The organism is Halomonas sp. AOP43-D1-4, assembly GCF_052446175.1.
GTDB lineage: Bacteria > Pseudomonadota > Gammaproteobacteria > Pseudomonadales > Halomonadaceae > Vreelandella > Vreelandella citrativorans.
In genome coordinates this window covers 142,259-168,953 of the sequence record NZ_JBQSVY010000001.1, presented here as the reverse complement: position 1 = coordinate 168,953, position 26,695 = coordinate 142,259, and the positions used below count along the sequence as shown (strand labels likewise).

General features: G+C 54.8%; 29 protein-coding genes. 17 read left to right on the top strand and 12 right to left on the bottom strand.

Annotation, left to right across the window (positions count from 1 at the left end; genetic code table 11):
- Nucleotides 1-100: 100 nt before the first annotated feature.
- Entirely contained in the window at nucleotides 101-388 is a 288-nt protein-coding gene (gatC, locus tag ACT3RQ_RS00805; RefSeq protein WP_444679761.1) for an Asp-tRNA(Asn)/Glu-tRNA(Gln) amidotransferase subunit GatC, read from the bottom strand.
- Between the two features lie 234 nt (nucleotides 389-622).
- Between gatC and ACT3RQ_RS00800 the strand changes: the two genes are divergently transcribed.
- The 7 genes from ACT3RQ_RS00800 to tldD all read left to right on the top strand — a co-directional run bounded on the left by ACT3RQ_RS00800 (nucleotide 623) and on the right by tldD (nucleotide 10,573).
- A complete protein-coding gene (locus ACT3RQ_RS00800) occupies nucleotides 623-1,660 on the top strand; it encodes a rod shape-determining protein (protein WP_441677026.1) in 1,038 nt (345 codons plus the stop codon).
- Between the two features lie 24 nt (nucleotides 1,661-1,684).
- Nucleotides 1,685-2,626 (top strand): rod shape-determining protein MreC, encoded by a 942-nt coding sequence (gene mreC / locus ACT3RQ_RS00795; protein ID WP_444630078.1) that lies wholly within the window; start codon nucleotides 1,685-1,687, stop codon nucleotides 2,624-2,626.
- A complete protein-coding gene (gene mreD, locus ACT3RQ_RS00790; protein WP_441677028.1) occupies nucleotides 2,626-3,114 on the top strand; it encodes a rod shape-determining protein MreD in 489 nt (162 codons plus the stop codon). Before mreC ends, mreD begins: the two co-directional genes overlap by 1 nt.
- A gap of 2 nt (nucleotides 3,115-3,116) precedes the next feature.
- The gene (locus tag ACT3RQ_RS00785) at nucleotides 3,117-3,719 is read left to right on the top strand and encodes a Maf family protein (protein ID WP_444638847.1); all 603 of its coding nucleotides are present in this window, start codon (nucleotides 3,117-3,119) and stop codon (nucleotides 3,717-3,719) included.
- A 74-nt stretch (nucleotides 3,720-3,793) separates the two neighbouring features.
- Complete coding sequence (gene rng, locus ACT3RQ_RS00780) at nucleotides 3,794-5,257, top strand: ribonuclease G (RefSeq protein WP_193053815.1); 1,464 nt, start codon at nucleotides 3,794-3,796, stop codon at nucleotides 5,255-5,257.
- A gap of 4 nt (nucleotides 5,258-5,261) precedes the next feature.
- Nucleotides 5,262-9,122: a YhdP family phospholipid transporter gene (locus tag ACT3RQ_RS00775; RefSeq protein WP_444679760.1), complete on the top strand. Its 3,861-nt coding sequence runs from the start codon at nucleotides 5,262-5,264 to the stop codon at nucleotides 9,120-9,122.
- Nucleotides 9,119-10,573 (top strand): metalloprotease TldD, encoded by a 1,455-nt coding sequence (gene tldD, locus ACT3RQ_RS00770; RefSeq protein ID WP_444679759.1) that lies wholly within the window; start codon nucleotides 9,119-9,121, stop codon nucleotides 10,571-10,573. Before ACT3RQ_RS00775 ends, tldD begins: the two co-directional genes overlap by 4 nt.
- Nucleotides 10,574-10,576: 3 nt before the next feature.
- On the opposite strand, the gene yjgA is transcribed toward tldD, so the two are convergent.
- Nucleotides 10,577-11,098 carry a ribosome biogenesis factor YjgA gene (gene yjgA / locus ACT3RQ_RS00765; RefSeq protein WP_444621400.1) on the bottom strand — a complete coding sequence of 174 codons (522 nt, stop codon included), beginning with the start codon at nucleotides 11,096-11,098 and terminating at the stop codon, nucleotides 10,577-10,579.
- A 96-nt stretch (nucleotides 11,099-11,194) separates the two neighbouring features.
- On the opposite strand from yjgA, the gene pmbA reads away from it, so the two are divergent.
- Complete coding sequence (gene pmbA / locus ACT3RQ_RS00760) at nucleotides 11,195-12,535, top strand: metalloprotease PmbA (RefSeq protein ID WP_444638850.1); 1,341 nt, start codon at nucleotides 11,195-11,197, stop codon at nucleotides 12,533-12,535.
- Between the two features lie 10 nt (nucleotides 12,536-12,545).
- Here the strand turns inward: pmbA and ACT3RQ_RS00755 are convergent, their stop codons facing one another.
- From ACT3RQ_RS00755 to ACT3RQ_RS00710, 10 genes are all read right to left on the bottom strand, one after another.
- The gene (locus tag ACT3RQ_RS00755; protein ID WP_172116307.1) at nucleotides 12,546-12,815 is read right to left on the bottom strand and encodes an HPr family phosphocarrier protein; all 270 of its coding nucleotides are present in this window, start codon (nucleotides 12,813-12,815) and stop codon (nucleotides 12,546-12,548) included.
- Nucleotides 12,816-12,875: 60 nt separating this feature from the next.
- Nucleotides 12,876-13,790, bottom strand: a complete 915-nt coding sequence (rapZ, locus tag ACT3RQ_RS00750) for an RNase adapter RapZ (protein WP_193053811.1) — start codon at nucleotides 13,788-13,790, stop codon at nucleotides 12,876-12,878.
- Between the two features lie 67 nt (nucleotides 13,791-13,857).
- On the bottom strand, nucleotides 13,858-14,328 hold the full coding sequence (locus ACT3RQ_RS00745) for a PTS sugar transporter subunit IIA (RefSeq protein WP_193053810.1): 471 nt from the start codon (nucleotides 14,326-14,328) through the stop codon (nucleotides 13,858-13,860).
- Nucleotides 14,329-14,332: 4 nt separating this feature from the next.
- Complete coding sequence (hpf, locus tag ACT3RQ_RS00740; protein ID WP_172116309.1) at nucleotides 14,333-14,641, bottom strand: ribosome hibernation-promoting factor, HPF/YfiA family; 309 nt, start codon at nucleotides 14,639-14,641, stop codon at nucleotides 14,333-14,335.
- 98 nt (nucleotides 14,642-14,739) lie between these two features.
- Nucleotides 14,740-16,152, bottom strand: a complete 1,413-nt coding sequence (locus tag ACT3RQ_RS00735) for an RNA polymerase factor sigma-54 (protein WP_444679758.1) — start codon at nucleotides 16,150-16,152, stop codon at nucleotides 14,740-14,742.
- A gap of 123 nt (nucleotides 16,153-16,275) precedes the next feature.
- Complete coding sequence (lptB, locus tag ACT3RQ_RS00730; RefSeq protein WP_087109427.1) at nucleotides 16,276-17,025, bottom strand: LPS export ABC transporter ATP-binding protein; 750 nt, start codon at nucleotides 17,023-17,025, stop codon at nucleotides 16,276-16,278.
- 9 nt (nucleotides 17,026-17,034) lie between these two features.
- Complete coding sequence (gene lptA / locus ACT3RQ_RS00725; protein WP_444638853.1) at nucleotides 17,035-17,526, bottom strand: lipopolysaccharide transport periplasmic protein LptA; 492 nt, start codon at nucleotides 17,524-17,526, stop codon at nucleotides 17,035-17,037.
- 8 nt (nucleotides 17,527-17,534) lie between these two features.
- Entirely contained in the window at nucleotides 17,535-18,107 is a 573-nt protein-coding gene (gene lptC / locus ACT3RQ_RS00720) for an LPS export ABC transporter periplasmic protein LptC (protein ID WP_444630087.1), read from the bottom strand.
- Nucleotides 18,107-18,649: a KdsC family phosphatase gene (locus ACT3RQ_RS00715; RefSeq protein ID WP_172116313.1), complete on the bottom strand. Its 543-nt coding sequence runs from the start codon at nucleotides 18,647-18,649 to the stop codon at nucleotides 18,107-18,109. Before ACT3RQ_RS00715 ends, lptC begins: the two co-directional genes overlap by 1 nt.
- A 36-nt stretch (nucleotides 18,650-18,685) precedes the next feature.
- Entirely contained in the window at nucleotides 18,686-19,672 is a 987-nt protein-coding gene (locus ACT3RQ_RS00710) for a KpsF/GutQ family sugar-phosphate isomerase (RefSeq protein ID WP_172116314.1), read from the bottom strand.
- Between the two features lie 255 nt (nucleotides 19,673-19,927).
- Here ACT3RQ_RS00710 and ACT3RQ_RS00705 point away from each other — a divergent pair, with 255 nt between their 5' ends.
- The 9 genes from ACT3RQ_RS00705 (at nucleotide 19,928) to hisD (ending at nucleotide 26,689) form a co-directional block, all read left to right on the top strand.
- Entirely contained in the window at nucleotides 19,928-20,749 is an 822-nt protein-coding gene (locus ACT3RQ_RS00705) for an ABC transporter ATP-binding protein (RefSeq protein WP_172116315.1), read from the top strand.
- Nucleotides 20,749-21,549: a lipid asymmetry maintenance ABC transporter permease subunit MlaE gene (gene mlaE / locus ACT3RQ_RS00700; RefSeq protein ID WP_172116316.1), complete on the top strand. Its 801-nt coding sequence runs from the start codon at nucleotides 20,749-20,751 to the stop codon at nucleotides 21,547-21,549. The genes ACT3RQ_RS00705 and mlaE overlap by 1 nt, the downstream gene beginning before the upstream one ends.
- A gap of 16 nt (nucleotides 21,550-21,565) precedes the next feature.
- Entirely contained in the window at nucleotides 21,566-22,030 is a 465-nt protein-coding gene (mlaD, locus tag ACT3RQ_RS00695; protein WP_193053805.1) for an outer membrane lipid asymmetry maintenance protein MlaD, read from the top strand.
- Nucleotides 22,031-22,056: 26 nt separating this feature from the next.
- The gene (locus tag ACT3RQ_RS00690; RefSeq protein ID WP_444679757.1) at nucleotides 22,057-22,713 is read left to right on the top strand and encodes an MlaC/ttg2D family ABC transporter substrate-binding protein; all 657 of its coding nucleotides are present in this window, start codon (nucleotides 22,057-22,059) and stop codon (nucleotides 22,711-22,713) included.
- A complete protein-coding gene (locus ACT3RQ_RS00685; protein WP_441677039.1) occupies nucleotides 22,710-23,042 on the top strand; it encodes an STAS domain-containing protein in 333 nt (110 codons plus the stop codon). Before ACT3RQ_RS00690 ends, ACT3RQ_RS00685 begins: the two co-directional genes overlap by 4 nt.
- Nucleotides 23,043-23,138: 96 nt before the next feature.
- Nucleotides 23,139-23,390 carry a BolA family protein gene (locus ACT3RQ_RS00680; RefSeq protein ID WP_444630089.1) on the top strand — a complete coding sequence of 84 codons (252 nt, stop codon included), beginning with the start codon at nucleotides 23,139-23,141 and terminating at the stop codon, nucleotides 23,388-23,390.
- 10 nt (nucleotides 23,391-23,400) lie between these two features.
- Complete coding sequence (murA, locus tag ACT3RQ_RS00675; protein ID WP_193053802.1) at nucleotides 23,401-24,663, top strand: UDP-N-acetylglucosamine 1-carboxyvinyltransferase; 1,263 nt, start codon at nucleotides 23,401-23,403, stop codon at nucleotides 24,661-24,663.
- 28 nt (nucleotides 24,664-24,691) lie between these two features.
- Nucleotides 24,692-25,345 (top strand): ATP phosphoribosyltransferase, encoded by a 654-nt coding sequence (gene hisG, locus ACT3RQ_RS00670; protein ID WP_193053801.1) that lies wholly within the window; start codon nucleotides 24,692-24,694, stop codon nucleotides 25,343-25,345.
- Between the two features lie 12 nt (nucleotides 25,346-25,357).
- A complete protein-coding gene (gene hisD, locus ACT3RQ_RS00665; protein ID WP_444679756.1) occupies nucleotides 25,358-26,689 on the top strand; it encodes a histidinol dehydrogenase in 1,332 nt (443 codons plus the stop codon).
- The last annotated feature ends 6 nt before the right edge of the window (nucleotides 26,690-26,695 follow it).

The following is a 26,695-nucleotide window of genomic DNA, read 5'->3' as shown; positions in this document are numbered from 1 at the left end:
GACCCGAAAGCTCCGTTCGAGAACGTATGAAAAGTGTGGAAACCGTCGTTAAAACTGTCTTTAAAACCGTCATTAAAACAGCCTTAAAAACACGGCTTTCTTACTCAACGACGCGGGGGACCAGATATAGGCCGTTTTCCACTGCCGGAGCACAACGCTGAAAGGTGTCGCGCTGGTTGGTTTCGGTTACTTCGTCCGCACGCAGGCGCTGGGTGGCATCCAATGGGTGTGAAAGCGGAGAAACTCCCTCAGTATCAATACCTTGTAATTGGTCGACCATGTCCAAAATGCGGCTTAGATCGTCTACAAAGCCAATAGCCTGGTCATCGCTGACGGCGAGTCGGGCCAGATGTGCAGCCCGGCGCACATGAGATTCTTCAAGCGCCATGATCGAAAATTCCTCGCTAAAACGTGAGATGGAACATATTCCGCGTTATACGGTATACAATCAGTCATCGAAAAAAACGTCTTGTGTAGCAGACGTGGAAAATAGCCGTAAAAGGTAGCACATTTTGACCTCCGCGGGCAGTGTTCAGCGCGACTCGTGCTTGCTGCCAAGGGGTTGCGGTGATACCGTTTGCATCCGCACAGGGTTCCCGGTCTGCACTAGGTAACAACATCCATGTTCAAACGTTTGAGGGGGCTGTTTTCCAGCGATCTGTCGATCGATCTGGGTACGGCCAACACACTGATTTATGTTCGCGGTCGTGGCATCGTGCTCGATGAGCCGTCCGTTGTCGCTATTCGCCAGTCTGGCAGTATGCGTAGCGTGGCATCGGTAGGTGCCGACGCAAAGCGTATGCTGGGACGTACGCCTGGCAATATTACCGCCATCCGGCCCATGAAAGACGGCGTTATCGCCGACTTTACGGTCACCGAGCAGATGCTTCAGCACTTTATTCGTAAAGTGCACCAAAGCACCTTCCTGACGCCTAGCCCGCGCGTACTGGTATGCGTACCGTGCATGTCAACGCAGGTTGAACGGCGAGCGATCCGTGAATCGGCTGAAGGGGCTGGCGCCCGTGAAGTGTTCCTGATCGAAGAGCCAATGGCTGCTGCGATTGGCGCTGGGCTGCCAGTTGAGGAAGCACAAGGTTCGATGGTGGTAGATATTGGTGGTGGTACCACCGAAATTGCCATTATTTCGCTTAATGGCGTGGTGTATTCAGAATCGATCCGCGTAGGCGGTGACCGTTTTGATGAGGCGATCACCGCGTACGTGCGCCGCCACTATGGCAGCTTGATTGGTGAAGCCACGGCTGAGCGAATCAAGGAAGAGATTGGTTGCGCCTACCCCGGTGGTGAGCTGCGTGAAATCGACGTCCGTGGGCGTAATTTAGCGGAAGGTATACCGCGCAGTTTCACGTTGAACTCGCACGAGATTCTGGAAGCGCTGCAGGAAACGCTTGGCTCGATTGTCGCCGCTGTTAAAAGCGCACTTGAGCAGTCGCCTCCAGAGCTTGCTTCTGATATTGCGGAGCGCGGTTTGGTGTTAACAGGCGGTGGCGCGTTGCTGCGCGACCTCGATCAGCTGATTGCTGAAGAGACGGGATTGCCGGTCATCGTTGCCGAAGACCCACTTACCTGTGTGGCAAGAGGCGGCGGTAAAGCGCTTGAAATGATCGATCAGCACACGTTTGAGCTGCTCTCAAGCGACTAATTTTTAGCGGTTTATCGCGGGGGATTGCCTATTAAACCGCTATTTTCACACGGGTCGCTGCCGGGCTACCGGCTGTTTTTCTGCGTGCTGGCGGCAAGCGCCTTGATGTTTGCCGACCACCGATTTACACGCATGGAAGGCGTGCGCGCCCAAATGACGATGGTTGTTGCGCCTGTTCAATGGATTGTTAGCGTGCCTAGCGATCTATTGAATTGGGGCGCGCTCGCGCTGTCTGATCAGCAGGCATTGGTGGACGAAAACCGCCGACTGCGCGAACAAATTTTGACGCTGTCTCATCGTGGGCAGCGCATGGCCAACCTGACGGCTGAAAATACCGAGCTTCGTCATCTATTAAACGCCGCAGAACGGCGCCAAATTCCTTATATCAGTGCAGAGCTGCTTTCCCTGGATAATGACCCGTTTAGCCATCAAATGGTGGTTGATCGTGGGCATCGTAACGGGGCGTATGTTGGGCAGCCTGTGATTGATGCGTCGGGGCTGGTAGGCCAAGTGACAGCCGTTTCAGCGTACTCTAGTCGTGTGCTGTTGCTGGCAGATGCAAGCCATGCACTGCCTGTTCAGATTAACCGTAACGGATTGCGCTTTATTGTCCAGGGGGCTGGTCGCTATGGCAGCGTCAATGTATTACACGTGCCAGACACGGCGGATATTCGGGAAGGCGACTTGCTCACCACCTCAGGGATTGCCGGTCGTTTTCCACCAGGATACCCCGTTGCGCGCGTTACCAACGTTTATCATGACCCCGGCCAGCCATTTGCGCATGTAACGGCTGAACCTACTGCCCAGTTGCAGCGTGCTCGTCATTTCTTGCTGCTTTTCCCACCGCCGCGCGAAGACATCGAAGATTCAATTTGGGATGAGTCCATGGATATCTCAGCCAGCGCGATACATGCAGCCCAGCGCCTTGCGCCAACGGTACCTGCTGATCCTCAGGAGGTTCGCTAATGGCGCGCGCACCTGTTGTACCTTTGGTAGTGGTGTGGTTTAGCTTGATTCTGGCGCTGTGTTTGCAAGTCATGCCACTGGCCGAGGGGTGGCAAGTTTATCGGCCTGAATGGATCGGGCTGATGCTGATTTACTGGTGTATGCGATCACCTGACCGAGTCGGTGTTTTCCATGGCTTTGTGCTTGGGCTGCTGCTTGATCTGATAGAGGGAACGGCGCTTGGCCAACATGCGCTGATATTGTCGTTATTAGCGTTTCTATGCGCCTTGGTGTATCCGCGCTTTCGAGCGTATTCACTGGTTCAACAGTCGCTGCTGGTGCTGGTGCTGCTTGGCCTGGTGCAGTTAGTCGAGCAGTGGTTACGTACCTTAACCGGGGAGTTCTCAATACACCTCTCTTTCCTGATGTCGGCGTTAATCAGTGCCTTTTTATGGCCATGGTTAGCTACCATGTTTAAGGCACTGGAAAGACGCTTACTGGGGGCTTAGGCATGCAGTCAACGCTGGCTACTACATCATCGCCCATGCTTTGTTTGGCGTCTGCTTCACCCAGGCGGCGAGACCTGCTGGCGTCCATTGGGGTGACGGTGAGTGTTATACCCAGCGATGTAGATGAAACGCCAAAGCCGGGAGAGTCAGCAGCGGCTTATGTAAAGCGTCTTGCGGTTGCCAAGGCCTTGGCCGCTGCGCCGAAGACGCTGTTACCGGTGCTTGGGTCGGATACCGCCGTAGTGGTAGACGGTACTATTCTGGGCAAGCCGGTTAATGCAGACGATGCCGCCGCCATGCTGAGGCAGTTGTCGGATCGGACACATCAGGTGCTGACGGCGGTGGCTGTTACGGGGCCCAAGGGGGTGCTGTGTTGTTGCGTAACGACGGACGTCAAGATGCGACAGGTCACCGCTCAGGAAATTAGCGATTACTGGTTAACGGGTGAGCCAGCGGACAAGGCGGGCGGATATGCCATACAAGGCTTGGCCGCCATTTTTGTCGAAGAAATCAAGGGTAGCCACTCTGCCGTTGTGGGTTTGCCGCTTTATGAAACGGCGCAGTTGCTTGGCCAGCAGGGAGTGCCTATTTGGATGGGGCATTAATACTCGCACACTTATTCGTCGTCTCATGCCCCCTGTAACGGGTGTGATATACGTGAACCGAGAAGGAATTTTGCATGAGCGGTGAAGTCCTCATCAATTTAACGCCCATGGAAACACGGGTTGCGCTCGTTGAAAATGGCGTTTTGCAAGAGGCGCTTATAGAGCGCTCACGACGACGTGGCATTGTAGGTAATATCTACAAAGGCAAAGTGGTTCGCGTATTGCCTGGCATGCAGGCTGCCTTTGTCGATATTGGCCTTGAGCGCGCGGCGTTTATCCATGCCCATGAAGTTATGCCCTCCGGCACGCCCGTTGATGAGCAGCAAACCATTGGGCAGTTATTGCACGAGGGGCAAGCGCTGGTCGTACAGGTAACCAAGGACCCCATTGGTACGAAAGGGGCGCGTCTTACCACGCACCTCTCTATTCCCTCTCGCTATCTGGTGTATATGCCCGACTCTCCTCATCATGGAGTTTCACAGCGCATTGAAGATGAGCGTGAACGCGAGCGCCTGAAGGCCCTGCTGGATAGCAGCATTACTGAGCAAACATTGGAAGTTACCGGCGGCTTTATCGTACGCACGGCCGCTGAAGGCGTCGGTGATGAGGAACTGGCGGGCGATATGCACTTTTTGCTGCGTATCTGGCGTAAAGTTACCGAGCGCAAAATTAGCGCGGCGCCGTCCAACGTCATTTATGACGACTTGCCGCTGTTTATGCGTACTTTGCGCGATGTGATGCGTGATGACATCGAGAAAGTGCGTATCGATTCTCGGGAAAATTTTGTCAAGCTGGTCGAATTTGCCGAAGAGTTTATGCCCTATGCCGTGGATAGAATTGAGTACTACCCAGGCGAGCGGCCCATTTTTGATCTCTATAGTGTAGAAGATGAGATTCAGAAGGCGCTGGGCCGCAAGGTGCAACTGAAGTCAGGCGGATATCTGGTCATTGACCCGACCGAGGCGATGACAACCATTGATGTCAATACGGGGGGGTACGTTGGGCACCGCAACCTCGAAGAGACCATTTTCAAGACCAACCTTGAGGCAGCAACGGCCATTGCCCGCCAGCTTCGGTTACGCAATCTGGGCGGCATCATCATCATCGATTTTATCGATATGGCGGAGGTAGAGCATCAGCGCCAGGTTATTCGTGTGCTTGAAAAAGCGCTGGAGCGTGATCATGCCAAGACCAAATGCACCGGTGTTACCGAGTTAGGGCTTGTGCAACTGACGCGCAAGCGTACTCGTGAGAGCCTCGAGCAAACGTTGTGCGATGCCTGTCCTACGTGTAGCGGACGCGGCACGCTCAAAACCCCTGAAACGGTGTGCTACGAGATCTTCCGCGAGATTCTGCGTGAAGAACGCGCCTATAGCCCTGAAACGTATACCGTGCTTGCTTCCCAGGCCGTCGTTGATAGGCTGCTGGATGAGGAGTCGGCGGCAGTGGCAGACTTGGAAACGTTTATTAATAAAACGATTCGTTTTCAGGTGGAGCAACACTACTCACAAGAGCAGTACGACATTGTGTTGATGTGATGCCATGACGATCCGCTCGCTGACGCGTTGGAGTTTACTTCTGCTTGCCTGGGGACTGGGCGGTATTGCGGTAGTAGCGCTGCTTTTCCGGCTCATGGTCAGTCAGGCAGATACTTTGACGCCGCATGTTGAAGCTTTTTTGGAAGCTCAGATTGGTGTGCCGGTCACGATTGAAAACCTCTCCTTTTCAATGGTGCGCAGTGAGCTGATCGTGGAGCTTGAAGGCTTTGGGGCCGAAACGCCGAGCGGTCAGCCGCTTTTTTCACTGCGCCAAGCCGAGCTGCGCCTGGATATTGGCGCATCGCTACGTAATCTCTTGCCTATTTTTAGCGATATCAGATTACATCAAACCGAATTTCACCTTTATCAAGGAGTGGACGACGTTTGGCAGTGGCCCGACCCTGCCAAGCTGCCGGTGCATATAGCGCCAGAGCAGGATGTTGACCTGCCAACCATTGATGCCTGGACGGAATGGGTATTGCGCCAGCAAATCTGGATTGATGACACACGTGTTGTGCTGCACGGCAAGCAAGAGCGCGTCATGCTCGAAGCTCCTGCGCTGTTATTAGCTGGCAATCAGCAAGGGGCAAAACTTCTGGGTACGGTCGACGTTCTTGATTCGGAGCGCAGCGAAGCGCCACCAATACCCGCCGTACAGCTACTAGCGGAAATGCAGCCGGGCCGAGATGGCCTGAACGACTTCTCTGCCACGTTGAAGCTGGAGGCCCAGTTTGATCAGTTACTGACGCTGGTTGAGCTGTTTCGGCCAGAACATGTGCCGAACCTGGAGCAGGCCGGAGGCGATGCACGCGTGTGGGGCCGCTGGTATGAAGGCGGGCTTCAGGAGGTGCGCCTTGCCATCGATATCCCTGAGCTAGTGCTGCGCCAGGATATTCAGTTCGCCGTGCTAAGAAACATACAAGCACAGGGTGAGTGGCAACGCGAAGGAGAGGGCGGTGAAGCGTGGTTAAGCGGTAACGCAGAGAGTGTTGATTGGGCCGAACCTGGCGAGGCGATAGAGGGCCCAGCACTGCCGCATCACTGGTACCTGTCTCATCGGCCAGGCCAGTGGGCGCTGCGTACCAGTGCTTTTGAGCTGGCTTCGCTCACTGCTTGGCGAGACTACGTATTGTTACCCGAATCCGTGACGCGTGTACTGGAAACGCTGGCTCCGAGGGGGCGGGTGCAAGGGCTGAGCTTAGGCCAGAAGGAGGGTAGCTGGGAGGTCGATGCGGCGTTAACCAGCGTCGAAGTATCGCCCTGGGAAGGCGCACCAGGTGGCGGTCCCATGGATGCCTGGGTTCAAGCTCGGGACTCCCGTGGTCGGGTGACGTTTAATAGTGCCGGTGACAGTTCGCTCTATTTCCCAGACTTGTTCACCGAACCCATGCAGCTTCAGCAGGCTGAGGGCATCGTAGAGTGGGTCTACGATGGACCTAATACGATGGTCAGCGGCCGTCAAATTAACGTGGATTGGGACGATGCCCAGATAAGCGGTGGGTTTGGGTTAGTGGTTGCAGAGGAGACAGGTCGGTTCGGACTGGATATCGATTTTGCCAATGTCGATGCGCTTGAGCGCCCTCTGGGTCAATGGCTGCCCTTACATGTATTCGATGAGGAACTGCGTGACTGGCTGCTAGATGATATTGGCGGCAAGGTGCCTAATGGTTCGCTCAAACTGAGTTTGCCTATCGAGAGCGACATTAGCGCTGATGATATATCCGCAACGCTGGCACTAAAGATAACCGAAGGGCATTTGCCTATTGCCCCCGGCTGGCCTCGCCTGGAGGATGTTGAAGGGCGTTTAAAGTGGCAAAATCAGGTGCTTGAAGCGCGGGTTGAGCATGCCCAGAGTCGCGGTATAACCGCTTCACAAGGCGAGCTGACCATGCAAGATGAGATACTCAATGTGTCGGGTAACCTGCATGGCGATGGCTCCGCCCTGATCGCATTTTTAACATCGATACCTGATGTCGATATGAATATTCTCAACGACCTTCAGGCTGAAGGCGAGGTAGAGGCTGATTTAGCCATATCGCTACCTCTAGAAGCGCCAGATAATTTCCAGTTGGAAGTCAATGCAATCCCTGCGCTCACCCGTATCGCTTACGCCCCCGTGGGCGAGGCGCTTCAGGCGGTAAAGGGCCAGTTAACCTGGCAGCAGTACGGTGACAGCATGGCGCTAATAGGCAGTGTCGATGGACAGCTATTGGGCGGCGATATTAGTGCTGACATGCATACCCAGCGAGACGGTATCCGCTTGCGGGGGACAACGCCGGTGGCGTCACTTTTCTCATTGGTGGATATACCTGCCGAGCAAGGCAAGCAGCTGCTTGATGGAACTATGCAGTGGCAAGGGCGCGTAACGCTTGAGCCAAGCCCTGCGCTATCTCTAGAAAGCCAGCTTGAAGGGGTGCGCCTTGATCTGCCTGAACCTTTTGCCAAGGCTGTAGGCGAGCCTTGGCCCTGGACGCTTAATGCTGATTTCGACAGTGGCCGGGTGGAGAGCCGCTTGGCCGATATCGCGCATTTACGCTTAAAGGATCGGTTAGGTGACGTGTCAGGCAACCTGCATGTGGCGGATGCTGAGGTAAGCGCACCCGAGTGGCCGATGCAGTCAGGCTTTCGCTTACAGGCAAACCTTCCTCGCATTGACCCGATGGCGTGGCAACAAGCCGTCGCTCCACTGTTTCGAGGCGACCAGAGCGGTGGCCTAACCGCTCAACTATCCGGTCAGCATCCGCCGTTGGAGTTCGCCCTGGATACCGCTTGCCTTGTCTATCAGCAAGCATGCGTTGGTGGTGCGGCATTAATCGGCAGTGTACAGAATGGCACAGTTACCGCAGCGCTTGAGAGCGACTTGGTGACGGGGCATCTTCGCTATCAGCAAGCAGCTCAGCACCCTCTGGATATCACCATTAGCCAGTTAGCACTGGATCGGCTGACTAATTTGGCAGATACGAGCAGTGAGTCAGAAACGACCTCGCCGGATTCCTGGCTCGGTGAAGTGGAGACGCAGCGCACAGTGCCTGCGGCTATTCCTGAGTGGCTGGCTGAGCTACCCGATGGGCGACTTCGGTTGGCGGAAATGAGCGTGGGGGAAAGCCGTTTCGGGCCTTTATCCGCCTATTGGCACACTGAACCAGGCCGGTTTTCGCTAATGCCGGTTGGGTTAACGCTTGGGCAACTTTCTGCTCGTGGTGAACTCTATTGGGAGGGCGATGCCTCGACCAGTCGAACCCAGGCCAATATTTCCATTGAAGGCGGCGATGTAGGTACCGCTCTTGAGCGCATGGATCAACCCGTTGCCTTACGCAGCCGACGTACTACCGCAACCGCCAATCTTGGCTGGGCAGGCGCACCATGGCAGTTCTCGTTAAATCAGGCGCAGGGCGACATAGGCATCGACGTGCAGGATGGGCGCTTTATGCATCTGGACTCTGCACCGGTGCGCCTCGTTGGCCTGCTGAATTTCGATAATATATTGCGTCGATTGCGGTTGGATTTTTCTGACGTCACCGGCACGGGCACCGCTTTTGATCGCGTTGACGGCACGGCAGATGTCGAAAATGGCCAGCTTTCGTTGAGCGAGCCATTGCAAATTAAAGCACCTGCCGCCAACTTAACCCTAACCGGTAATGTTAACTTGCTTCATCGAGAGCTTGATTTGCGCCTTGGCGTTGTGATGCCGGTGACGCAAACACTGCCCATTGCCGCCATTGCGGTGGGCGCTCCTGTTGTAGGTGGCGCACTATTTATTGCTGATCAGCTTTTTGGCAGCGCTCTGGACCGAGCGACGACCATTCATTATCGCGCGCGAGGCCCCTGGACTTCGCCGCAGGTTACTTTAGAAGGCTCCGAATGACCGCATTTAAGAGCGATATAGACTCCGCCGTTTCCATTCTTCTTACGCCGGGTGGCTTGGACCTTGATGGGCTTGATAAAGGCCTTGAGTACGCCATGGGCGCGGGTGTGGATTACGCCGATCTCTACTTTCAGCGCACCTGGACAGAGGGCTGGGTGTTGGAGGATGGTGAGGTAAAAGAGGCAAGCTACAACATTGATGGCGGTGTGGGCGTCCGCTCCCTGGCCGGAGAAAAAACCGGCTTTGCCTACTCCAATCAGATTAGTGCGGATGCGCTGATCGATACCGGGCGCACGGCGTCAGGCATTGTGCGTAGTGGCAAGTGTCTGCCTGGGCAAGCCGTTCAGCCGGTTTCAGTGGCCCCTTTTTACGCTGGTGTTGATCCTTTAGCGGGGCTGACTGCTGAAGAGAAGGTCGCCATGCTAAAAGAAGCCGATCGCATCGCTCGCGCGGCTGACCCTAGCGTTTCTCAGGTAAGCGCCTCGCTTTCTGGCACTTACGAAGTGGTTCTGGTGCGTGCCAGTGATGGTACCTTGGCCGCGGATATTCGCCCGCTGGTGCGCTTTAACGTTAGCGTAATTGCCGTGAAAAATGGCCGCAGAGAGCGCGGCAGTGCAGGCGGTGGCGGACGCTACTCCATGGCTCGCCTGCGTAATGAAGGTGTTGCCGAGCGATACGCAAAAGAGGCCGTACGCCAAGCGCTCGTCAATCTTGAAGCGGTCGATGCGCCAGCCGGGCAAATGCCGGTGGTACTGGCTTCTGGCTGGCCGGGTATTTTGCTGCACGAAGCCGTCGGCCATGGGCTGGAAGGTGATTTCAACCGTAAAGGCAGTTCGGCATTCTCGGGTCGTATGGGGCAACGCGTCGCTGCCAAGGGTGTGACGGTGGTCGATGATGCCACGATTGCTGATGGTCGCGGCTCGTTAAGTGTCGATGACGAGGGCACGCCCGGGCAAAACACGCCGTTGATCGAAGACGGCATTCTTACTGGCTATATGCAGGACAAGCTGAATGCTCGATTAATGAACATGGCGCCAACCGGTAATGCTCGCCGCGAGTCGTTTGCGCATTTACCCATGCCGCGCATGACCAATACGGTCATGCTGGCAGGCCAGGATGCACCCGAGGATATTATCAAAAGCGTCAAAAAAGGAATTTATGCTGTTAGCTTCGGTGGCGGCCAAGTGGATATCACCTCGGGAAAATTTGTATTCTCCGCCAGCGAAGCCTACCTGATTGAGGATGGGCGCATTACGGTTCCCGTTAAGGGTGCAACGCTGATTGGTAATGGGCCGGAGGCGATGGGGCGTGTCTCCATGATCGGCCACGATATGGCGCTGGATACAGGCATTGGCGTGTGTGGCAAAGAGGGTCAAGGCGTACCGGTTGGGGTGGGTCAGCCCACGCTAAAACTGGATGAGCTAACCGTTGGCGGTACGCAGTCCTCGTAAGTGTTAAAGCGCCAGCGTGTCGCGTAGAAGTTTGAACAGCTTACGCGAGCTGGCGGGTGGTTTGTCCTGATCGCGCTCACGCTGAGCGTTGCGAACTAACTGACGTAGCGCTTGGCGATCCGCATTGGGATAGTCTGCCATAAACTGGTCAATGGCAGGATCGCCTTCTCCAATAAGCCGGTCCCGCCACTTTTCAAGACGATGAAAGGCATGGTCGCGCTGCTCTTTTTCCTGCTCAATTGAGTCAAAGACACCTTGAATCGCGGTCAGGTCCTCTTTGCGAACCAGCTTGCCGACATACTGCATATGACGGCGGCGCCCTTCGTGGGAGCGAATACGAGAGGTCTCTTCGATGGCACGCAGCATGTCGTCGGAGAGAGGAAAGCGGGCACGCTCAGCAGGTTTCATGGCGATTAAGGTTTCGCCGAGTGCTTGGAGCGCATGCATTTCGCGTTTGAGCTGCGACTTGCTGGGGCGCTCTTCGGGTTCTTGAGTATCAAGGGGCTCGGGGCGTTTCTTCGGCATAGTAAGGCTCACAGACAAGATTCGTTGGCAGCATTATATCAGGCTGCGACAAGAACATTGATTCGGCGATGAGATTCGTACGAAAAAGGAGGCTATATGGCACAGGCATTTGATGCATCCTCGCAGCAGGCACTGTTAACCGCGCGTGCAGAAGAGGCGTTGACCTTGGCCAAGCGCCTGGGAGCCGATGCGGCGGAAGTGGGTGCAAGCGTTGACCAGGGCGTGGGCGTTAGCGTGCGCTTGGGCGATGTGGAGACGGTTGAGCTTTCACGAGACCAGGGCATTGCCGTCACGCTTTACGTCGGCAAGCGCAAAGGAAGTGCATCGTCGAGTGACGCCAGCAGTGCCTCGATTCAAGCAACGGTTGAGAAAGCATTAGCCATTGCGCGTTATACCGGTGAAGACCCGGTGGCTGGCTTGGCGGATGCCGATCAGATGGCGACCGAATTGCCGGACCTTAAGGTTCATTACCCGTGGGCGCTGACAACTGAGCAAGCAATCGACCTTGCGCTTGCCTGCGAGCAGGCGGGTCGCGACGTTGAGGGTATTAGTCAGTCAGAAGGCGCGTCGCTTTCAAGCGGTGAGGGCGTACGGGTTTATGCTAACAGCCATGGTTTTTTAGGTACCCAAAAAGGCAGTAGTCACTCCCTTTCATGCATGCTCATTGCTCAGGATGAAGACGGTATGCAGCGGGACTACGACTATACCTCTGCGCGTAATCCTCAGCATTTGCGCGACCCGAGCGAAGTAGGGCGCGAGGCTGCGGCCCGTACGCTGCGCCGGTTAGGTGCCAAGCGGCCGCCAACCGGCACCTTTCCCATTCTGTTTGATCCTTCGCTGTCTAGTGGTTTGGTTGGGCATTTATTGGGCGCATTGGCGGGTGGCGCGCTGTATCGTCAATCCTCTTTCTTGTGTGACCGTTTGGGCACGCCGTTATTTCCTGAGTGGTTTAGTCTGGAAGAGCGCCCTATGGAAATAGGAGCGACCGCCAGTACGCCGTTTGATGGAGAAGGTGTGCAGACACGTAATAACCGCTTTATCGAACAGGGGCGTATCGCAAGCTATATGCTTTCGTCCTACAGTGCCCGTCGCTTGGGCATGCAAACCACGGGGAATGCTGGCGGTGTCCGCAACGTGCGTTTAGACGCACCCTTGCAGACGCGTGATGCGCTGCTTAAAACGATGGGTCGAGGCATTTGGGTTACCGAACTAATGGGCCAAGGCGTGAACGGCGTAACCGGGGATTACTCGCGTGGTGCGGCGGGCTTCTGGGTCGAGAATGGAGAAATCCAGTATCCGGTTGAAGAATTTACCATCGCTGGAAACCTTGAGCGTATGTTCTCAGGCCTTGTTGGTATCGGAAGTGATATCGATACGCGCGGCAGCATTCATACGGGCAGCTGGTTAGTGGATGCGATGACCGTCGCCGGTAGCTAAAAAAGCCGCACTACTGATCTTCGTCAAAGCGGGCGTCGAACAGCGCTTGGATTGCATCAAGCGCTTGTTCGGCATCCTCGCCTTCCGCACAAATCCGCAGTTGGGTGCCGCAGGGTGCGGCCAGCATCAATAGCGACATGATGTTGGCTGCATCAGCCATTTGCTGCTGTTTATACACCTGTATGCTGGCGGAGTAGTGCTGGCTGCACTTCACCAGTTTTGTGGCGGCGCGGGCATGTAGGCCGCGCTGATTGGTAAGCGTTAAGGTTCTTTCTGGCACCCTGGTTCCTTTTTTCCGAGTGGTGTCATTAGGCATAAGCGTTTACGTAGGGCTGGGCGTCTACTCGGAAAATGGAGGAGCCGTCGGTGGCTCTGCCCGGGTTCCTCGTAGCGTGTATTGCAGCTCCAGTTCTCGGTGACGCAACTGGACTTCGCCGATGAGCGGTGCCAGCTTTTGCGCCAGCTGTTCGGCAATATACACAGAACGGTGCTGCCCGCCGGTACAGCCAATAGCCACCGTCATATAGCTGCGCTGACTATTTTGGTAAGCAGGCAGCCAGCGCTCAAGCATTGCCTGAATATCATGGCTCATCTCTTCGACAATCGGGTAGCCGCGCAGAAACGCAATAATCGTGGCATCACGTCCTGTGTACTGGCGTAGCGTTGGGTCCCAATAAGGGTTGGGCAGGCAGCGTACATCAAAGACTAAATCTGCATCCATGGGTACGCCATGCTTGTAGCCGAACGACTCAAAGGTGAGTGTTAGCTGGTCTTTGCGCTGGTGGGCTACCTGGTCTGAAATGCGCCGACGCAGGTCGTGGACCGATAAGCGTGATGTATCAATCCGCAGGTCGGCCAAATCACGTATTTCGTTGAGCGTCTCTTCCTCTTTCTCTATCGCCTCTTCAAGCGTCATATCACTGTTGCGCGTTAACGGATGGCGTCGCCGTGTCGCAGAATAGCGTTCCAGTAAAATACGTGAATCGGTGGTTAGATAGATAACCTGACAATCTATAGGCCGCGCGCGCAGCTCTTCAAGCAGTGCGGGAAGGCGCTCAAGCGCCGCTGGCAGGTTGCGGGCATCAATACTGACCGCTAGATGCGTGCGCTCACCCTCGTCACGGAGTTCGTCAACCAAAGAACCAAGCAACATGGCGGGGAGATTATCAATGGCGTAATAGCCAATATCTTCCAGCGCTTGTAATGCGATTGATTTGCCAGAGCCAGAGCGGCCGCTAATAATCACCAGTTGCATAGTGGCTCTCTCTGATTGAACGTATAAAAGGGATAACGCATGAAAATGTGTTAGTCGTTATGGGCGATTATGGAGCGGCCTGTTCGCGAATCTTGCCCATTAGCAGGTCAAGCAAATCGTGCTGGCTGCTGGTTTTGCGTAATGCCTGGCGTGTGCTCGCATCATTCATAATGGTGGCCACTTGGCCCAAAAGCGACAAATGCGTGTCGTCAGCCTCTTCGGGAACCAGCAGCACAAAGACGAGGTCGACCGGGTCGCCATCAATAGCATCAAAATCAATAGGTTCTGATAATTTTAAAAAACCCGCAATAGGCGTAACGCAATGTGGGCTGCGCGCATGGGGGATGGCGACGCCGTTACCGATCCCCGTGCTGCCAAGACGTTCCCGGCCGATCAGTCGGCTGAAAACTTCCTGGCTATCCAGACTGGGTGTATTTTGAGCGATAAAGGTGCTGAAAAACTCCAGCACCCGCTTTTTGCTGCCCCCGGGCACGTCGTAAAGTACGCGCTCCGGGGGGAGGATGGTTTCCAACGTCATTGAATTAACGCACGCCAGCGCCTTGGGCGCGAGCTTGTGCTTTTTCCTTGTGCTTAACGAGTTGACGATCAATTTTGTCTGCTAAGGCGTCAATAGCGGCATACATATCGACATCTTCGGCGTCGGCATGTAAGTCGGCGCCTGCCGCATGAAGGGTGCACGCGGCATGTTGGCGCTCCTTCTCAATAGATAAGGTGACTTGTACCGTGGTGATGTGGTCGTAATGACGTTCGATGCGTTCAAGTTTTTCATTAACGTAGTCACGCAAGGCGTCAGTCAGTTCTACATGATGACCCGTGATATTTACTTGCATTGACGTGCTCCTTATCCATCGGACTGAATTTCGATTGTAACCCTTTTTACGGTGTTGCAAAGCCCCTGTCGCGAGTTTTGCCATTTCTCTTGTAACGACTAACGCAAACGACGACGTTCACTTGATGAGGGAATGCCCAGCGACTCACGATATTTCGCCACCGTACGGCGTGCCACTGTGATGCCGCCATCTCCCAGTAATGTCACCAAACGACTGTCCGAAAGAGGTTTGCCGGGAGGCTCATCTTGAATCAACTTTTTAAGCCGGGCGCGAATCGCGGTGCTTGAGTGGCTGTCTGCGCCATCCTGCCCGCTAATTTGGCTTGAGAAAAAGTACTTAAGTTCGAAGATGCCCCGTGGGGTATGGATATATTTTTGTGTGGTGACCCGAGAAATGGTTGATTCGTGCATCTCAACCGCCTCGGCAATATCGGCAAGAATCAACGGCTTCATCGCTTCTTCACCGTGCTCTAAAAAACTGATTTGGCGAGTGATAATCTCGCGCCCTACGCGTAGAAGCGTGTCGTTGCGGCTGGACAGGCTTTTGATTAGCCAGCGCGCTTCTTGCAAGTGCTCTTTTAAAAACTGGTTATCCTGACTCTTGTCTGCACGCTTGATTAAACTGGCGTAGTCGGGCTGGATACGCAGCCGGGGCAGGGCTTCAGGGTTTAGCTCCAGGTGCCAGCCTTCATGATCATGACGTACGACCAGGTCGGGCGTGATATAGCTATCGTCGGTGACGCCATAAGCGCTGCCTGGGCGTGGGTCCAGGCTTCGGATCAGACCGATCACATCGTCTAGCTGCTCATCGTCCAAGCTTAGGCGGCGCTTTAATAGGCGCATGTCATTTTTGCCCAGCGCTTCAAGAAACTGACGAACCAATCGGCGCGCGGGAACCAGTAGGGGCGTGTCGTCGGGGAGCGTTGCTAGCTGAAGCATCAAACATTCGCGCAAGTCACGGGCGAAGACGCCCGTTGGCTCGAACTGCTGTAAGCGCATCAGAGTGGTCTCCAACTCTCGCTGGCTGAGACCTTCGATGCTCTGAGCACGTAACCCATCGCGGATATCGTTGAGCGGCTGCGTCAGGTAGCCATTGGCGTCCAGTGCATCAATCAGGCTTTCGGCGATTAGCTGCTCACGAGCCGTAAAGTCGGTCATCGCCAGCTGCCAAAGGAGATGTCCATGCAGGCTTTGTCCCGCGGCCTGGCGTTCAAAATCGGGGCCTTCGCTGCTGCCAGAGCTACCCATGTCCTGGTAAGTATCAGACCAGTCGCTATCGACAGACAGTTCCTCGGGAATGCTTTCTGACCACTCCTCGTCAGGTGTTTCGACGGTCGCCTGCTCGCCGAACTCGTCTTCCTGCTCCAGCATTGGGTTGGCATCCAGTGCCTGCTGAATTTCCTGACGTAGATCCAATGTCGATAGCTGTAGCAGTGCAATCGCTTGCTGCAGCTGAGGTGTCATGGTCAGCTGCGTACCGATACGCAATTGGAGAGAAGCTTTCATGACCATCTGAGAACCACTCGTTAATCGGAAAGCTTCACCCTAGTGCGAGTCATGTTGTTGTGCAAGTGCAATAAGCATGCCACTGATAAAATTTTTACTGCAGATCACTGTTTAGCGGTGAAATTAAATTCATAAGCGAAAATCAGCACCCAGGTAAACTTCCCTCACTTTTTGGTTATCAAGGATAGTCTGAGGGCTGCCGCCAGCAATGATGTGGCCGTCACCGACAATATAGGCGATATCGCAAATATCCAGTGTTTCTCGGACGTTATGGTCAGTAATTAGCACGCCAATGTGGCGCTGTTTTAAGGCGCGAATAATGCTCTTGATTTCACCAACCGAGATGGGGTCGACACCTGCAAATGGCTCATCCAGCAAGATAAACGCGGGCTCTGTGGCCAAGGAGCGGGCAATTTCGACGCGTCGCCGCTCGCCGCCGGAAAGGCTCATGCCCAAGCTGTCACGGATGTGGGTAATATGAAAGTCGTCAAGCAGGGCCTCAAGCCGCTGCTCTCGTCCTGCCCTGTCCAGATCTTTGCGGGTTTCCAGAATCGCCATAATATTATCCGCAACCGATAGCTTGCGAAAAATAGACGCTTCCTGGGGTAGATAGCCAATGCCGGCCATCGCGCGTTCGTGCATGGGAACGCGGGTTAAGTCTTGCTCGTCGATACGCACCGTACCCGCATCAGACTTCACCAGGCCCACAATCATATAAAACGATGTGGTTTTGCCCGCGCCGTTAGGGCCAAGTAGGCCTACCACGCTGCCTTGAGCAATCTCCAGGCTAATGTCTTTAACCACGCGGCGGCGCTTATAGCTTTTTGCCAAGTGATTGGCGTAAAGGGTTTTTATGGGCGGTGCTTCCGCAATAGACATGGTTGGCTCCTATTGCGCTGGCTGAAGCGTCATACGAATACGCTGCGGCTCGCTACCGTTTGCATCGGAGCGTGCCTGCACCACTTCGCGGTCAATGAAGTACTCCAGGCGGCCACCGGTAAACTGATCACCCGCCTGGGTCAGTTCGGCCTGGTCAATAAGCTCTACACGCCGCTCTGCTACGTGATAAACCACGCGTCGTGCCCATCCTTCCATCGGCGTGTCCTGATCATCGAGTTGATTGCGTAGGTAGGCGCGCTCCCCGGTGGCAATAGCGCGAGAAAGCTCACCCGCGTCGTTACGGATAATTTCAACGCGATCCCCACGTAGCTGCATATTGCCTTGGCGAATATTGACATCGCCTGAATAAACGGCAGTGCCTGCACGCTGATCAAGGTCTAGCTGGTCGGCTTCTACTTCAATGGGGGCTTGGCTTGTCTGGGCCGCTGCCGATAGCGGCACCGCAAGGGCGAAAAGCGCGGTGCGAATAAAAGCGTTCATAGCGACTCCTAAGGATTTTGTGTTGCGGGGGGGTGATGGCCGCGGACGTTATCGGTTAGTCGGACCTGGCTATCATCAAGCCAAACATCCATACGTGATGCGCTCATTTGTTGAGGTGGCTGCTGAAACACGGCGGGCGCCTCGCTCCAGACATGACGCGCTACCCCATCATAATGTAATAACTCAGTATCAAGCTGCCAGCCTTCTGTAGGCGCCAGAAGCTGTGCATCACCAGACAGTGTTAGCGCTTGGGTGGTCGTGTTCAGAACGCCTTCGTTGGCGTGAGCGAGCCACTCTCGGTTATCACTATCAAACAGCGTCGCTTCGGGTTGAGTGACTTCGGCTTGGGTGCTTTGTGGTATGTAAACCAATAAAGGCGCGGACAGCGACTGCTGGATATGCCCTGTTTCACCAAACAGCGTGATCTCGGCATTTTCCAGCACGTGGCCAGGCTCTTCAGCCTGCGCTTCTTCGTCAACGGGCCGGTCTTCCGGGCCGCGTGGGTCCAGCCATACCAGCAGCCCCCCTAAAGCGACCACCAGGGCCGCTAACCCGACGCGTTTCTTGGTTCTTTGAAACATTACACGCGACCATTCAAATACGACTCAAGAACAGTACTCCAGTGGCCCTGCGCTTCAAGTAATGTATCGCAAATTTCACGTACGGCGCCGTGACCACCCAAGCGGTCGGTAATCCAGTCAGCGTGGGTATGCATGTAATCGGGTGCGTTGGGTACCGTAATGCCAACGCCTGCGCGTTTGATAGGCGCAAGATCAGGCAGGTCATCGCCGCAGTAAGCCACCTGACTTAGGTTCAGATTGAGGCGCTCGCACAGCGCTTTCAAAGTAGTGAGCTTATCTTCGCAGCCCTGGTGGACAAGATTAATTCCCAGCGCCGCAGCACGCTGGCTCACCATGGGGGAGTCGCGTCCTGTAATTAACGCCACATGAATGCCCACACGTTTAAGCAACTTTAAGCCATGGCCGTCTTGTGTATGGAAGGCTTTGATCTCGATACCGTCGGCCTGAAAGTATAGCCGTCCATCGGTGAGCACACCGTCAACATCGAGGGCAAGTAGTCGCACATGGCGAAGCTGGTCAAGTAGCGCAGTGGGGAGGGCCATAGGGACTCCTTGTCAGTAAACTGTTGGGTAAAATGGTTAGATAACGCCGCTGGCAAGCAAGTCGTGCATATGGAGCGCCCCAATGGGGCGCTGTTCGTCATCGACGACCGCTAGCGCAGTAATACGGCTGTCTTCCATGATGCGCACCGCTTCGGCGGCCAGTAGGTCGGGGCCAATGCGTTTGCCGGGTCGGGTCATTACATCGTCCACGGTTACTTTACGCAGATCATGAAACTGGTCGAGGGTGCGGCGTAAGTCGCCATCGGTATAAACACCTGCAAGTCGCCCTTCGCTGTCGACAACACAGGTAAATCCCAACCCTTGGCGGGTAATCTCCAAGAGCGCATCACGCAGCGGGCTGCCTAGTGCTATCTGCGGCAAGCGTGTGCCGCTATGCATAAGGTCTTTAACGCGCAATAGCAGTCGTTTTCCCAGACTGCCACCGGGATGCGATAAGGCAAAATCATCAGCGGTAAATCCGCGTGCTTCAAGTAGCGCAACGGCAAGCGCGTCGCCCAGGGCAAGGGCGGCCGTCGTGGAGCTTGTGGGGGCCAAGTCCAGAGGGCACGCTTCGCGTTCAACACCGCTGTTCAGGTGAGCATCCGCATGTTTGGCAAGTGTTGAGCCAGGGCGGCCTGTCATGCTAATTAACGGTGTGCCTAGCCGTTTTAACAGAGGCAGTAGCGCCGTCACTTCGGCGGTTTCTCCGGAGTTTGAAAGCGCCAGGACCACGTCGTTGCGCGTAATCATCCCCAGGTCGCCGTGGCTAGCTTCACCTGGGTGAACAAAAAAAGCAGGTGTGCCGGTGCTGGCAAGCGTGGCGGCCAGCTTTCCTGCTATATGGCCAGACTTGCCCATTCCCGTCACGACGACCCGGCCCTGACACGCCAGCATCAATTCACATGCACGGTCGAAGCTTTCATCAAGCTTGCCTTGAAGACCGCCAATGGCGGCTTGTTCTATTTGCAGCGTGCGTAGGGCGCTTTCACGCAACGGGCTAACAGTGGGTGAGGGCTGGGGCATGAACATCTCGTTTTAATAGAAATACAGTGCAAACGTAGTGCGATTAACTGACAAGAATACCATTTTGTGGGCATCTATAAGCATAGCGCTTTAACGGGTTTTTAGGGTGGGTTGGAACGCACGCCTTGCCATAAGTGCCATTGAAGCCAAGCTTGATGTTCGAGAATATTTAGAAAACGCTGTTTTTAAACGGTAGAATATCCAACCGATAAACGCACCCGCTACTATTAAGTAACAATGGGAGTCAACCAACCCATGACAGACGTTCCCTTCATCGAAATTGAAGACGTGCATTTTTCACGTGGGAGCCATGAGATCTTTCGTGGAATCAGCATGATTATTCCTCAGGGTAACGTCACCGCCATTATGGGGCCTAGCGGTACCGGCAAGACAACCTTGCTAAAACTCATTGGTGGTCAGCTAACGCCGGATCGTGGACGTATTATCGTCGATGGCCAGGACGTTCATCGGCTGTCGCGAAAAGCGCTGTTTGCATTGCGTAAACGTATGGGCATGCTGTTTCAAAGCGGCGCTCTGTTTTCTGACCTGGATGTGTTTGAGAACGTCGCGTTTCCCTTGCGCGTCCATACCGATCTGCCCGATGCCATGATTCGAGACCTGGTATTGCTAAAGCTTCAAGCGGTGGGGCTGCGCGGGGCTCGTCATCTAACGCCTGCAGAGCTTTCGGGCGGTATGGCCAGGCGCGTGGCGCTGGCCCGGGCAATAGCGTTAGACCCGGAGCTCATTTTGTATGATGAGCCTTTTGTCGGGCAGGATCCTATTTCCATGGGCGTGCTGGTGCAGTTGATTAAACGGCTTAACCAGGCACTAGCACTTACCTCGGTGGTGGTTTCTCACGATATTAAAGAGACACTAAGCATCGCCGATTATCTCTATCTTCTCGCTGATGGTCAGGTCGTCGCTGAGGGAACGCCGCAAACACTAAATGCCAACCAGGACCCACGCGTTAGCCAGTTCGTTCATGGCGAGCCAGATGGCCCTGTGCCATTTCACTATCCCGCCGAGACGCTGTATAGCGATATTCTTGGCCCCGTTACCGCGACAAGGGCAGGGTAATGCAGTCGAAATTTGAACAAGGCATCGGCTATATCGCCCGTTTGGGGCGTAAAGGGTGCGATGTAATGGAAGCGCTGGGCCGTGCCGGGCTATTTCTTGGCCAGTCAGCGGTCGGCGTGCCGTCTCGTGAAGGGTGGAGCCTCTGGCTGCGTCAAATGCATTTTGTGGGCGTGCTCTCGCTGGCGATTGTGATCGTATCGGGGCTTTTTATTGGCATGGTGCTGGCGCTGCAGGGCTACACTATTTTGGTCGACTTTGGCGCGGAGCAGGCGTTAGGGCAAATGGTTGCGCTTTCCTTGCTGCGGGAATTGGCACCGGTTGTCGCTGCATTGCTGTTCGCCGGGCGGGCAGGGTCGGCACTCACCGCTGAGATTGGCTTAATGAAAGCCACCGAGCAGCTAACCAGTATGGAAATGATTGGCGTAGACCCACTGCGTAGAATTATTGCGCCCAGGCTCTGGGCTGGGTTCGTTTCGCTGCCCATTCTAACGGTTGGCTTTAGCGTCGTGGGTATTTGGGGTGGCTACCTGGTCGGTGTGGAGTGGCTTGGCGTTTTTGAAGGCTCTTACTGGAGCAACATGCAGGCCAGCGTATCGTTTATCGGCGATGTAGGTAACGGCATCATCAAGAGTCTTGTCTTTGCCGTCGTTGTTACCTGGATCGCGGTGTTTCAAGGCTATGACTTAATGCCGACGTCTGAAGGGATTTCGCGGGCCACAACGCGCACCGTCGTTTATTCATCGCTTGCAGTATTGGGGCTTGATTTTGTATTAACCGCCGTAATGTTCGGCGGCCTTTAATAGGTGGAGTGGTTTCATGAAACGCAGTAAAACAATGGAATTTGGCGTGGGTCTATTTATGCTGGCGGGGATTGTTGGGCTGATTTTTCTGGGCCTGCGCGTCAGTGGTTTAAGCCTTGCTAGCTCTTCTGAAACGTTTCACCTTGACGCCAATTTCTCCAATATTGGCGGATTAAAGCCGCGCTCTAGAGTCACCATGGCGGGCGTGACCGTTGGGCGCGTGGAGTCGATTGATTTAGATACTGATTGGTTTGACGCTCGGGTCACGCTACGTCTGGATAATGACTTGGAAGGGCAGCTCTCCGAAGACACAACAGCCGCCATTTTAACCTCCGGCCTGTTGGGCGAGCAGTATATTGGCTTAAGCGTGGGTGGCGCCCCTGAAGTGCTTGAAGATGGCGATACCATTCGTGACACCCAGTCTGCGCTGGTGCTTGAAGAACTAATCCAGCAATTTGTATCCAATATGGCGAGTAATTAAACATTCTATTAGTAGAGGTGAATGCAATGCGAAACACGACACTGACGCCGATGCGCTGGCTTTTTGCGTTCATGATGTTGGTACTGGCCTTACCGCTTCAGGCGCATGCGCAAACCCAGTCGCCTGAAGCGATGGTTCGGGAAAACGTCAATGCTCTGATGGGAGAGATCGAAGGCAAGAGGGAGTATTACGCCAATCATATGGGTGAGCTTGAAGCGTTGGTCGACACTAGCCTTGAAGGCGTGGCGGACTTTCGCTATATCGGTGCCAGCGTGATGGGAAGCTACTTTCGTAACGCGACCCCGGAGCAGCGCAGTCGCTTTGCAAACGTGTTTCGCCAGACCTTAATTGATACGTATGCACGTGGCTTGGTAACGTTCGATTATCGTGAGCTACGGGTGTTGAATAACCAGCGCGGTCAGCGTTACGAAGACCAGGCAAGTGTCGATATGGAAGTGGTGGCCAATAACGGACAGGTCTATCCGGTGAGCTATAGCCTGCGCCTGTCTGACGGTGAATGGCGCGTAGTGAACGTGATTGTTAACGGTATTAACCTGGGCCTGACGTTCCGCAACCAGTTTGACCAAGCAATGCGCGAAAACAATCGTGACTATGATGCGGTTATTCGTGGCTGGGCACCTGAAATTGGTGTCGACGAGCTGGAGCAGGGGGGCGATGCGTGACACGTTTACTGTCACTGCCCCAGCTAAGCCTCGAGGCCTCGCAAAATACATTGTGCGTTACGGGCGATGTTGGCATGGACGCGGCGGCAGAGCTTGCCGCCGCGGGTAAAAAATGGCTTCAGGCGACAGAGCAACGTGATGTTACGTTTGATTTTAATGGCGTCCATAAAGCCAGTAGTGCGGTTATAAGTGTGCTGTTTGAATGGATGCGTACCTGCCAGTCGCGCAGCATTACCGTCAATGCGGTGACCCTTTCAGCGCCCCTTGAACGCTTAGCGCTTCTTTCAGAAATTGAATCCCTTATTCATCCGCCAACCCTCGCCCGTTAGGGGGAGGCACCCTTGGCATCGCCAAGCGTGTCGCTTTTCTTTATTATGTTGCCTTATTAGTACTATTCACATCGACCTGAAGGAGTTTCCTGTCTCATGCAACCCAATGAGGTAAAAGCACTGCTTGAATCCCGTATCGACGGATGTGACTTTCATATCCAGGGCGAAGGCTGTAATTTTCAGGTGATTGCGGTGGGTGATGCCTTTGAAGGCCTCTCTCCGGTTAAGCGCCAACAGCTGGTTTACGCCGCATTAAGTGATGAAATTGCCTCGGGCGCTTTACACGCCATCAGTATTAAAACGTTCACTCCGGCGCAGTGGTCCACTGCGTCGGAAAACGCTCAATAACGGCGCCTGCATGGATAAGTTAATTATTACCGGCAATGGGTCGGTGGATGGTGAGGTCTGGGTAAGCGGCGCCAAAAACGCGGCTCTGCCTATCTTATGTGCCACCCTTTTGGCCGATGGCCCGGTGGTTGTCGGCAACCTGCCACATCTTCAGGATATTACCACGACGCTTGAGTTGTTGGGCCGTATGGGCGTTGAACCTGTCATGGGTGAACGGCTCACTATTCAGTTGGATGGCTCTCAAGTCACGCACTGTCACGCTCCTTATGAGTTAGTGAAGAAAATGCGTGCCTCCATTCTGGTGCTAGGCCCCTTGCTTGCCCACTTCGGCGAGGCAGATGTGTCGCTGCCTGGCGGGTGTGCCATCGGTTCTCGGCCTGTTGATCTGCACATCCGTGGCCTGGAGGCCATGGGGGCGGACATTCGGGTTGAAGCCGGGTATATCCGTGCTCGCGTTGATGGTCGCTTGAAAGGCGCGACTATTTTCTTCGATACGGTCACGGTAACTGGCACTGAGAATCTTTTGATGGCCGCCACCCTTGCCGAGGGTAAGACTGTCCTTGAGAATGCGGCGCGTGAACCAGAAATTGTTGATCTGGCCGAATGCTTGATCAAAATGGGCGCCAATATTCGTGGCCACGGTACTGACACCATTGTGATTGAAGGTGTCGAGAAGCTACATGGTTGTCACCACGATGTTATGCCCGACCGTATTGAGACCGGCACTTTCTTGGTGGCAGCCGCCATGACCGGTGGGCGGGTGAAAGTAAAGCGCACCCGTGCGGACATTTTGGAAGCCGTGCTTGCCAAGCTTGAAGAAGCGGGCGCCGAGATTACCAGTGGTGATGACTGGATCGCGCTGGATATGCACGGTAACAGGCCCAAGGCCGTTAATATCCGCACCGCGCCGTACCCGGCGTTCCCTACCGATATGCAGGCCCAGTTTGTGGCCATGAACGCCGTCGCCATTGGCCATTCGCGCGTAGTGGAAACCATCTTCGAAAACCGCTTCATGCATGTGCAAGAGCTTAACCGCATGGGGGCGGACATAGCCCTTGAAGGTAACACCGCATTAATTAACGGTGTTGAAAAGCTTTCAGGCGCGCCTGTGATGGCCACCGATCTGCGTGCTTCCGCGTCGCTGGTGATTGCCGCCATGATGGCGGAAGGCGAAACGCTGGTTGACCGTATCTATCATATTGATCGTGGCTACGAGTGTATCGAAGAGAAATTGCAGCTGCTGGGTGCACGTATTCGCCGTATTCCTGGCTAAGCCATGCTATTAACCATTGGCCATTATAATGAGTAAGCAACTAATTTTAGCCCTTTCCAAAGGGCGTATTTTGGATGAGACGCTGCCGTTACTCGCTGATGCCGGTGTTACACCGGCAGAAGACCTGGGCAAGAGCCGTAAGCTGTTGTTTGATACCAACCTGCCCGATGTAAAACTGGTGGTTATTCGTGCCACCGATGTGCCGACCTATGTACAGCTGGGCGCAGCTGATCTAGGTATCGCGGGGAAAGATGTTTTATTGGAGCATGGTGCTGAAGGTCTCTATGAGCCGCTGGACCTGGATATTGCTCGCTGTAAGCTGATGACCGCCGGGGTGACAGGGGAGCAGCCTGCTCATGCGCGTCGGCGTGTAGCTACCAAGTTTGTGAATATTGCCAGGCGCTACTATGCCGAACAGGGTATTCAAGCCGAAGTCATTAAGCTTTATGGGGCAATGGAGTTAGCGCCTTTAATGAATCTGGCCGATGAAATTGTTGATATTGTCGATACGGGCAATACGCTGCGTGCCAATGGCATGGAGCCACGTGAGTTAATTGCTCATATCAGCACACGCCTGGTCGTGAACAAGGCCGCCATGACCATGAAGCATGAGCGTATCAAGCCGCTTTTGGCGCGCTTGGAGTGCGCCGTGAAAAAACGCCAAGCACAGCCTTCCACATAACGCGGGGTCTTTATGAGCACTATGTCTTCAGCGGTTGGCTCCACGCCCATGGTCGCCCGGCTTTCAACGCTTGATGCCTCGTTCGATGACCGCCTTGATACGCTGTTGGATTGGGAAGGGGTCTCGGATACGGCGGTAAAAGCACGGGTTGATGAGATTCTGGCGGATGTTAAAAAGCGCGGCGATGCAGCGGTTATTGAAGCGACCAATCGTTTTGATCGGCTTTCGGTTGAACGCATGGACGAACTGCGTTTAAAGCCCGAGCAGCTAAAACATGCATTCGAAAACTTGCCCGCAGCGCAGCGCGATGCGTTAGCCAGCGCCGCCGAGCGTATTCGGCTCTATCATGAGCGGCAAAAGCCAACCTCTTGGCAGTATGAAGAGGCTGATGGCACGGTGCTGGGGCAGCAGGTTACGGCGCTTGATCGCGCGGGTATTTATGTCCCGGGGGGTAAGGCGGCTTATCCTTCTTCTGTGTTGATGAACGCGATTCCTGCCCATGTGGCGGGCGTGCGCGAAATTGTGATGGTCGTTCCTACTCCTGACGGCGTGGTCAATGAGTTGGTATTGGCGGCGGCGCATTTGGCGGGGGTCGATGACGTCTTCACTATTGGTGGCGCTCAGGCTATCGCTGCGATGGCATACGGCACAGAAACCGTGCCGAGAGTGGACAAGATTGTTGGGCCCGGCAATATTTATGTTGCGACGGCTAAGCGGGCGGTGTTCGGTCAGGTCGGTATCGACATGATTGCAGGGCCTTCCGAGATTTTAGTGGTCTCCGACGGGCAGACCGACCCGGACTGGCTGGCCATGGACCTGTTTTCACAGGCGGAGCATGACGAAGATGCTCAGGCGATTCTGGTCAGTTGGGATAGTGAACACCTGGATGCGGTGTCCGCCTCTATTGAGCGTTTGTTGCCCACGCTTGATCGCGAATCAATCGTGCGTGAATCGCTGAGTCGGCGGGGGGCGTTGGTGCTTTGTCAGAGCAAGGCTGAGGCGGTTGATATTATTAACCGTATCGCGCCCGAGCATCTTGAGCTTTCTGTCGATGCACCGGACACTTGGCTTGCTGACGTACGTCATGCCGGTGCGATCTTTATGGGGCGTTACACGGCAGAAGCGCTAGGGGATTACTGCGCAGGCCCAAACCATGTTCTGCCCACGTCCGGTACGGCGCGCTTCTCATCTCCCCTAGGGGTTTACGACTTCCAGAAGCGCTCCTCCATTATTCACTGCTCGCGTGAGGGGGCATCAGCATTGGGCGAGGTCGCGTCAGTATTGGCTCGCGGAGAGTCGCTGACCGCGCATGCGCGGTCAGCGGAGTATCGGATTAAGCCGTAATTAGCC

What these genes read in the sequence shown, in the direction of transcription:
- gatC (WP_444679761.1), bottom strand. Translation starts at nt 388, where the DNA reads ATGGCGCTTGAAGAATCTCATGTGCGCCGGGCTGCACATCTGGCCCGA.
- ACT3RQ_RS00800 (WP_441677026.1), top strand. Translation starts at nt 623, where the DNA reads ATGTTCAAACGTTTGAGGGGGCTGTTTTCCAGCGATCTGTCGATCGAT.
- mreD (WP_441677028.1), top strand. Translation starts at nt 2,626, where the DNA reads ATGGCGCGCGCACCTGTTGTACCTTTGGTAGTGGTGTGGTTTAGCTTG.
- ACT3RQ_RS00785 (WP_444638847.1), top strand. Translation starts at nt 3,117, where the DNA reads ATGCAGTCAACGCTGGCTACTACATCATCGCCCATGCTTTGTTTGGCG.
- rng (WP_193053815.1), top strand. Translation starts at nt 3,794, where the DNA reads ATGAGCGGTGAAGTCCTCATCAATTTAACGCCCATGGAAACACGGGTT.
- ACT3RQ_RS00775 (WP_444679760.1), top strand. Translation starts at nt 5,262, where the DNA reads ATGACGATCCGCTCGCTGACGCGTTGGAGTTTACTTCTGCTTGCCTGG.
- tldD (WP_444679759.1), top strand. Translation starts at nt 9,119, where the DNA reads ATGACCGCATTTAAGAGCGATATAGACTCCGCCGTTTCCATTCTTCTT.
- yjgA (WP_444621400.1), bottom strand. Translation starts at nt 11,098, where the DNA reads ATGCCGAAGAAACGCCCCGAGCCCCTTGATACTCAAGAACCCGAAGAG.
- pmbA (WP_444638850.1), top strand. Translation starts at nt 11,195, where the DNA reads ATGGCACAGGCATTTGATGCATCCTCGCAGCAGGCACTGTTAACCGCG.
- rapZ (WP_193053811.1), bottom strand. Translation starts at nt 13,790, where the DNA reads ATGCAACTGGTGATTATTAGCGGCCGCTCTGGCTCTGGCAAATCAATC.
- ACT3RQ_RS00745 (WP_193053810.1), bottom strand. Translation starts at nt 14,328, where the DNA reads ATGACGTTGGAAACCATCCTCCCCCCGGAGCGCGTACTTTACGACGTG.
- hpf (WP_172116309.1), bottom strand. Translation starts at nt 14,641, where the DNA reads ATGCAAGTAAATATCACGGGTCATCATGTAGAACTGACTGACGCCTTG.
- ACT3RQ_RS00735 (WP_444679758.1), bottom strand. Translation starts at nt 16,152, where the DNA reads ATGGTCATGAAAGCTTCTCTCCAATTGCGTATCGGTACGCAGCTGACC.
- lptB (WP_087109427.1), bottom strand. Translation starts at nt 17,025, where the DNA reads ATGTCTATTGCGGAAGCACCGCCCATAAAAACCCTTTACGCCAATCAC.
- lptA (WP_444638853.1), bottom strand. Translation starts at nt 17,526, where the DNA reads ATGAACGCTTTTATTCGCACCGCGCTTTTCGCCCTTGCGGTGCCGCTA.
- lptC (WP_444630087.1), bottom strand. Translation starts at nt 18,107, where the DNA reads ATGTTTCAAAGAACCAAGAAACGCGTCGGGTTAGCGGCCCTGGTGGTC.
- ACT3RQ_RS00715 (WP_172116313.1), bottom strand. Translation starts at nt 18,649, where the DNA reads ATGGCCCTCCCCACTGCGCTACTTGACCAGCTTCGCCATGTGCGACTA.
- ACT3RQ_RS00710 (WP_172116314.1), bottom strand. Translation starts at nt 19,672, where the DNA reads ATGCCCCAGCCCTCACCCACTGTTAGCCCGTTGCGTGAAAGCGCCCTA.
- ACT3RQ_RS00705 (WP_172116315.1), top strand. Translation starts at nt 19,928, where the DNA reads ATGACAGACGTTCCCTTCATCGAAATTGAAGACGTGCATTTTTCACGT.
- mlaE (WP_172116316.1), top strand. Translation starts at nt 20,749, where the DNA reads ATGCAGTCGAAATTTGAACAAGGCATCGGCTATATCGCCCGTTTGGGG.
- mlaD (WP_193053805.1), top strand. Translation starts at nt 21,566, where the DNA reads ATGAAACGCAGTAAAACAATGGAATTTGGCGTGGGTCTATTTATGCTG.
- ACT3RQ_RS00690 (WP_444679757.1), top strand. Translation starts at nt 22,057, where the DNA reads ATGCGAAACACGACACTGACGCCGATGCGCTGGCTTTTTGCGTTCATG.
- ACT3RQ_RS00680 (WP_444630089.1), top strand. Translation starts at nt 23,139, where the DNA reads ATGCAACCCAATGAGGTAAAAGCACTGCTTGAATCCCGTATCGACGGA.
- murA (WP_193053802.1), top strand. Translation starts at nt 23,401, where the DNA reads ATGGATAAGTTAATTATTACCGGCAATGGGTCGGTGGATGGTGAGGTC.
- hisG (WP_193053801.1), top strand. Translation starts at nt 24,692, where the DNA reads ATGAGTAAGCAACTAATTTTAGCCCTTTCCAAAGGGCGTATTTTGGAT.
- hisD (WP_444679756.1), top strand. Translation starts at nt 25,358, where the DNA reads ATGAGCACTATGTCTTCAGCGGTTGGCTCCACGCCCATGGTCGCCCGG.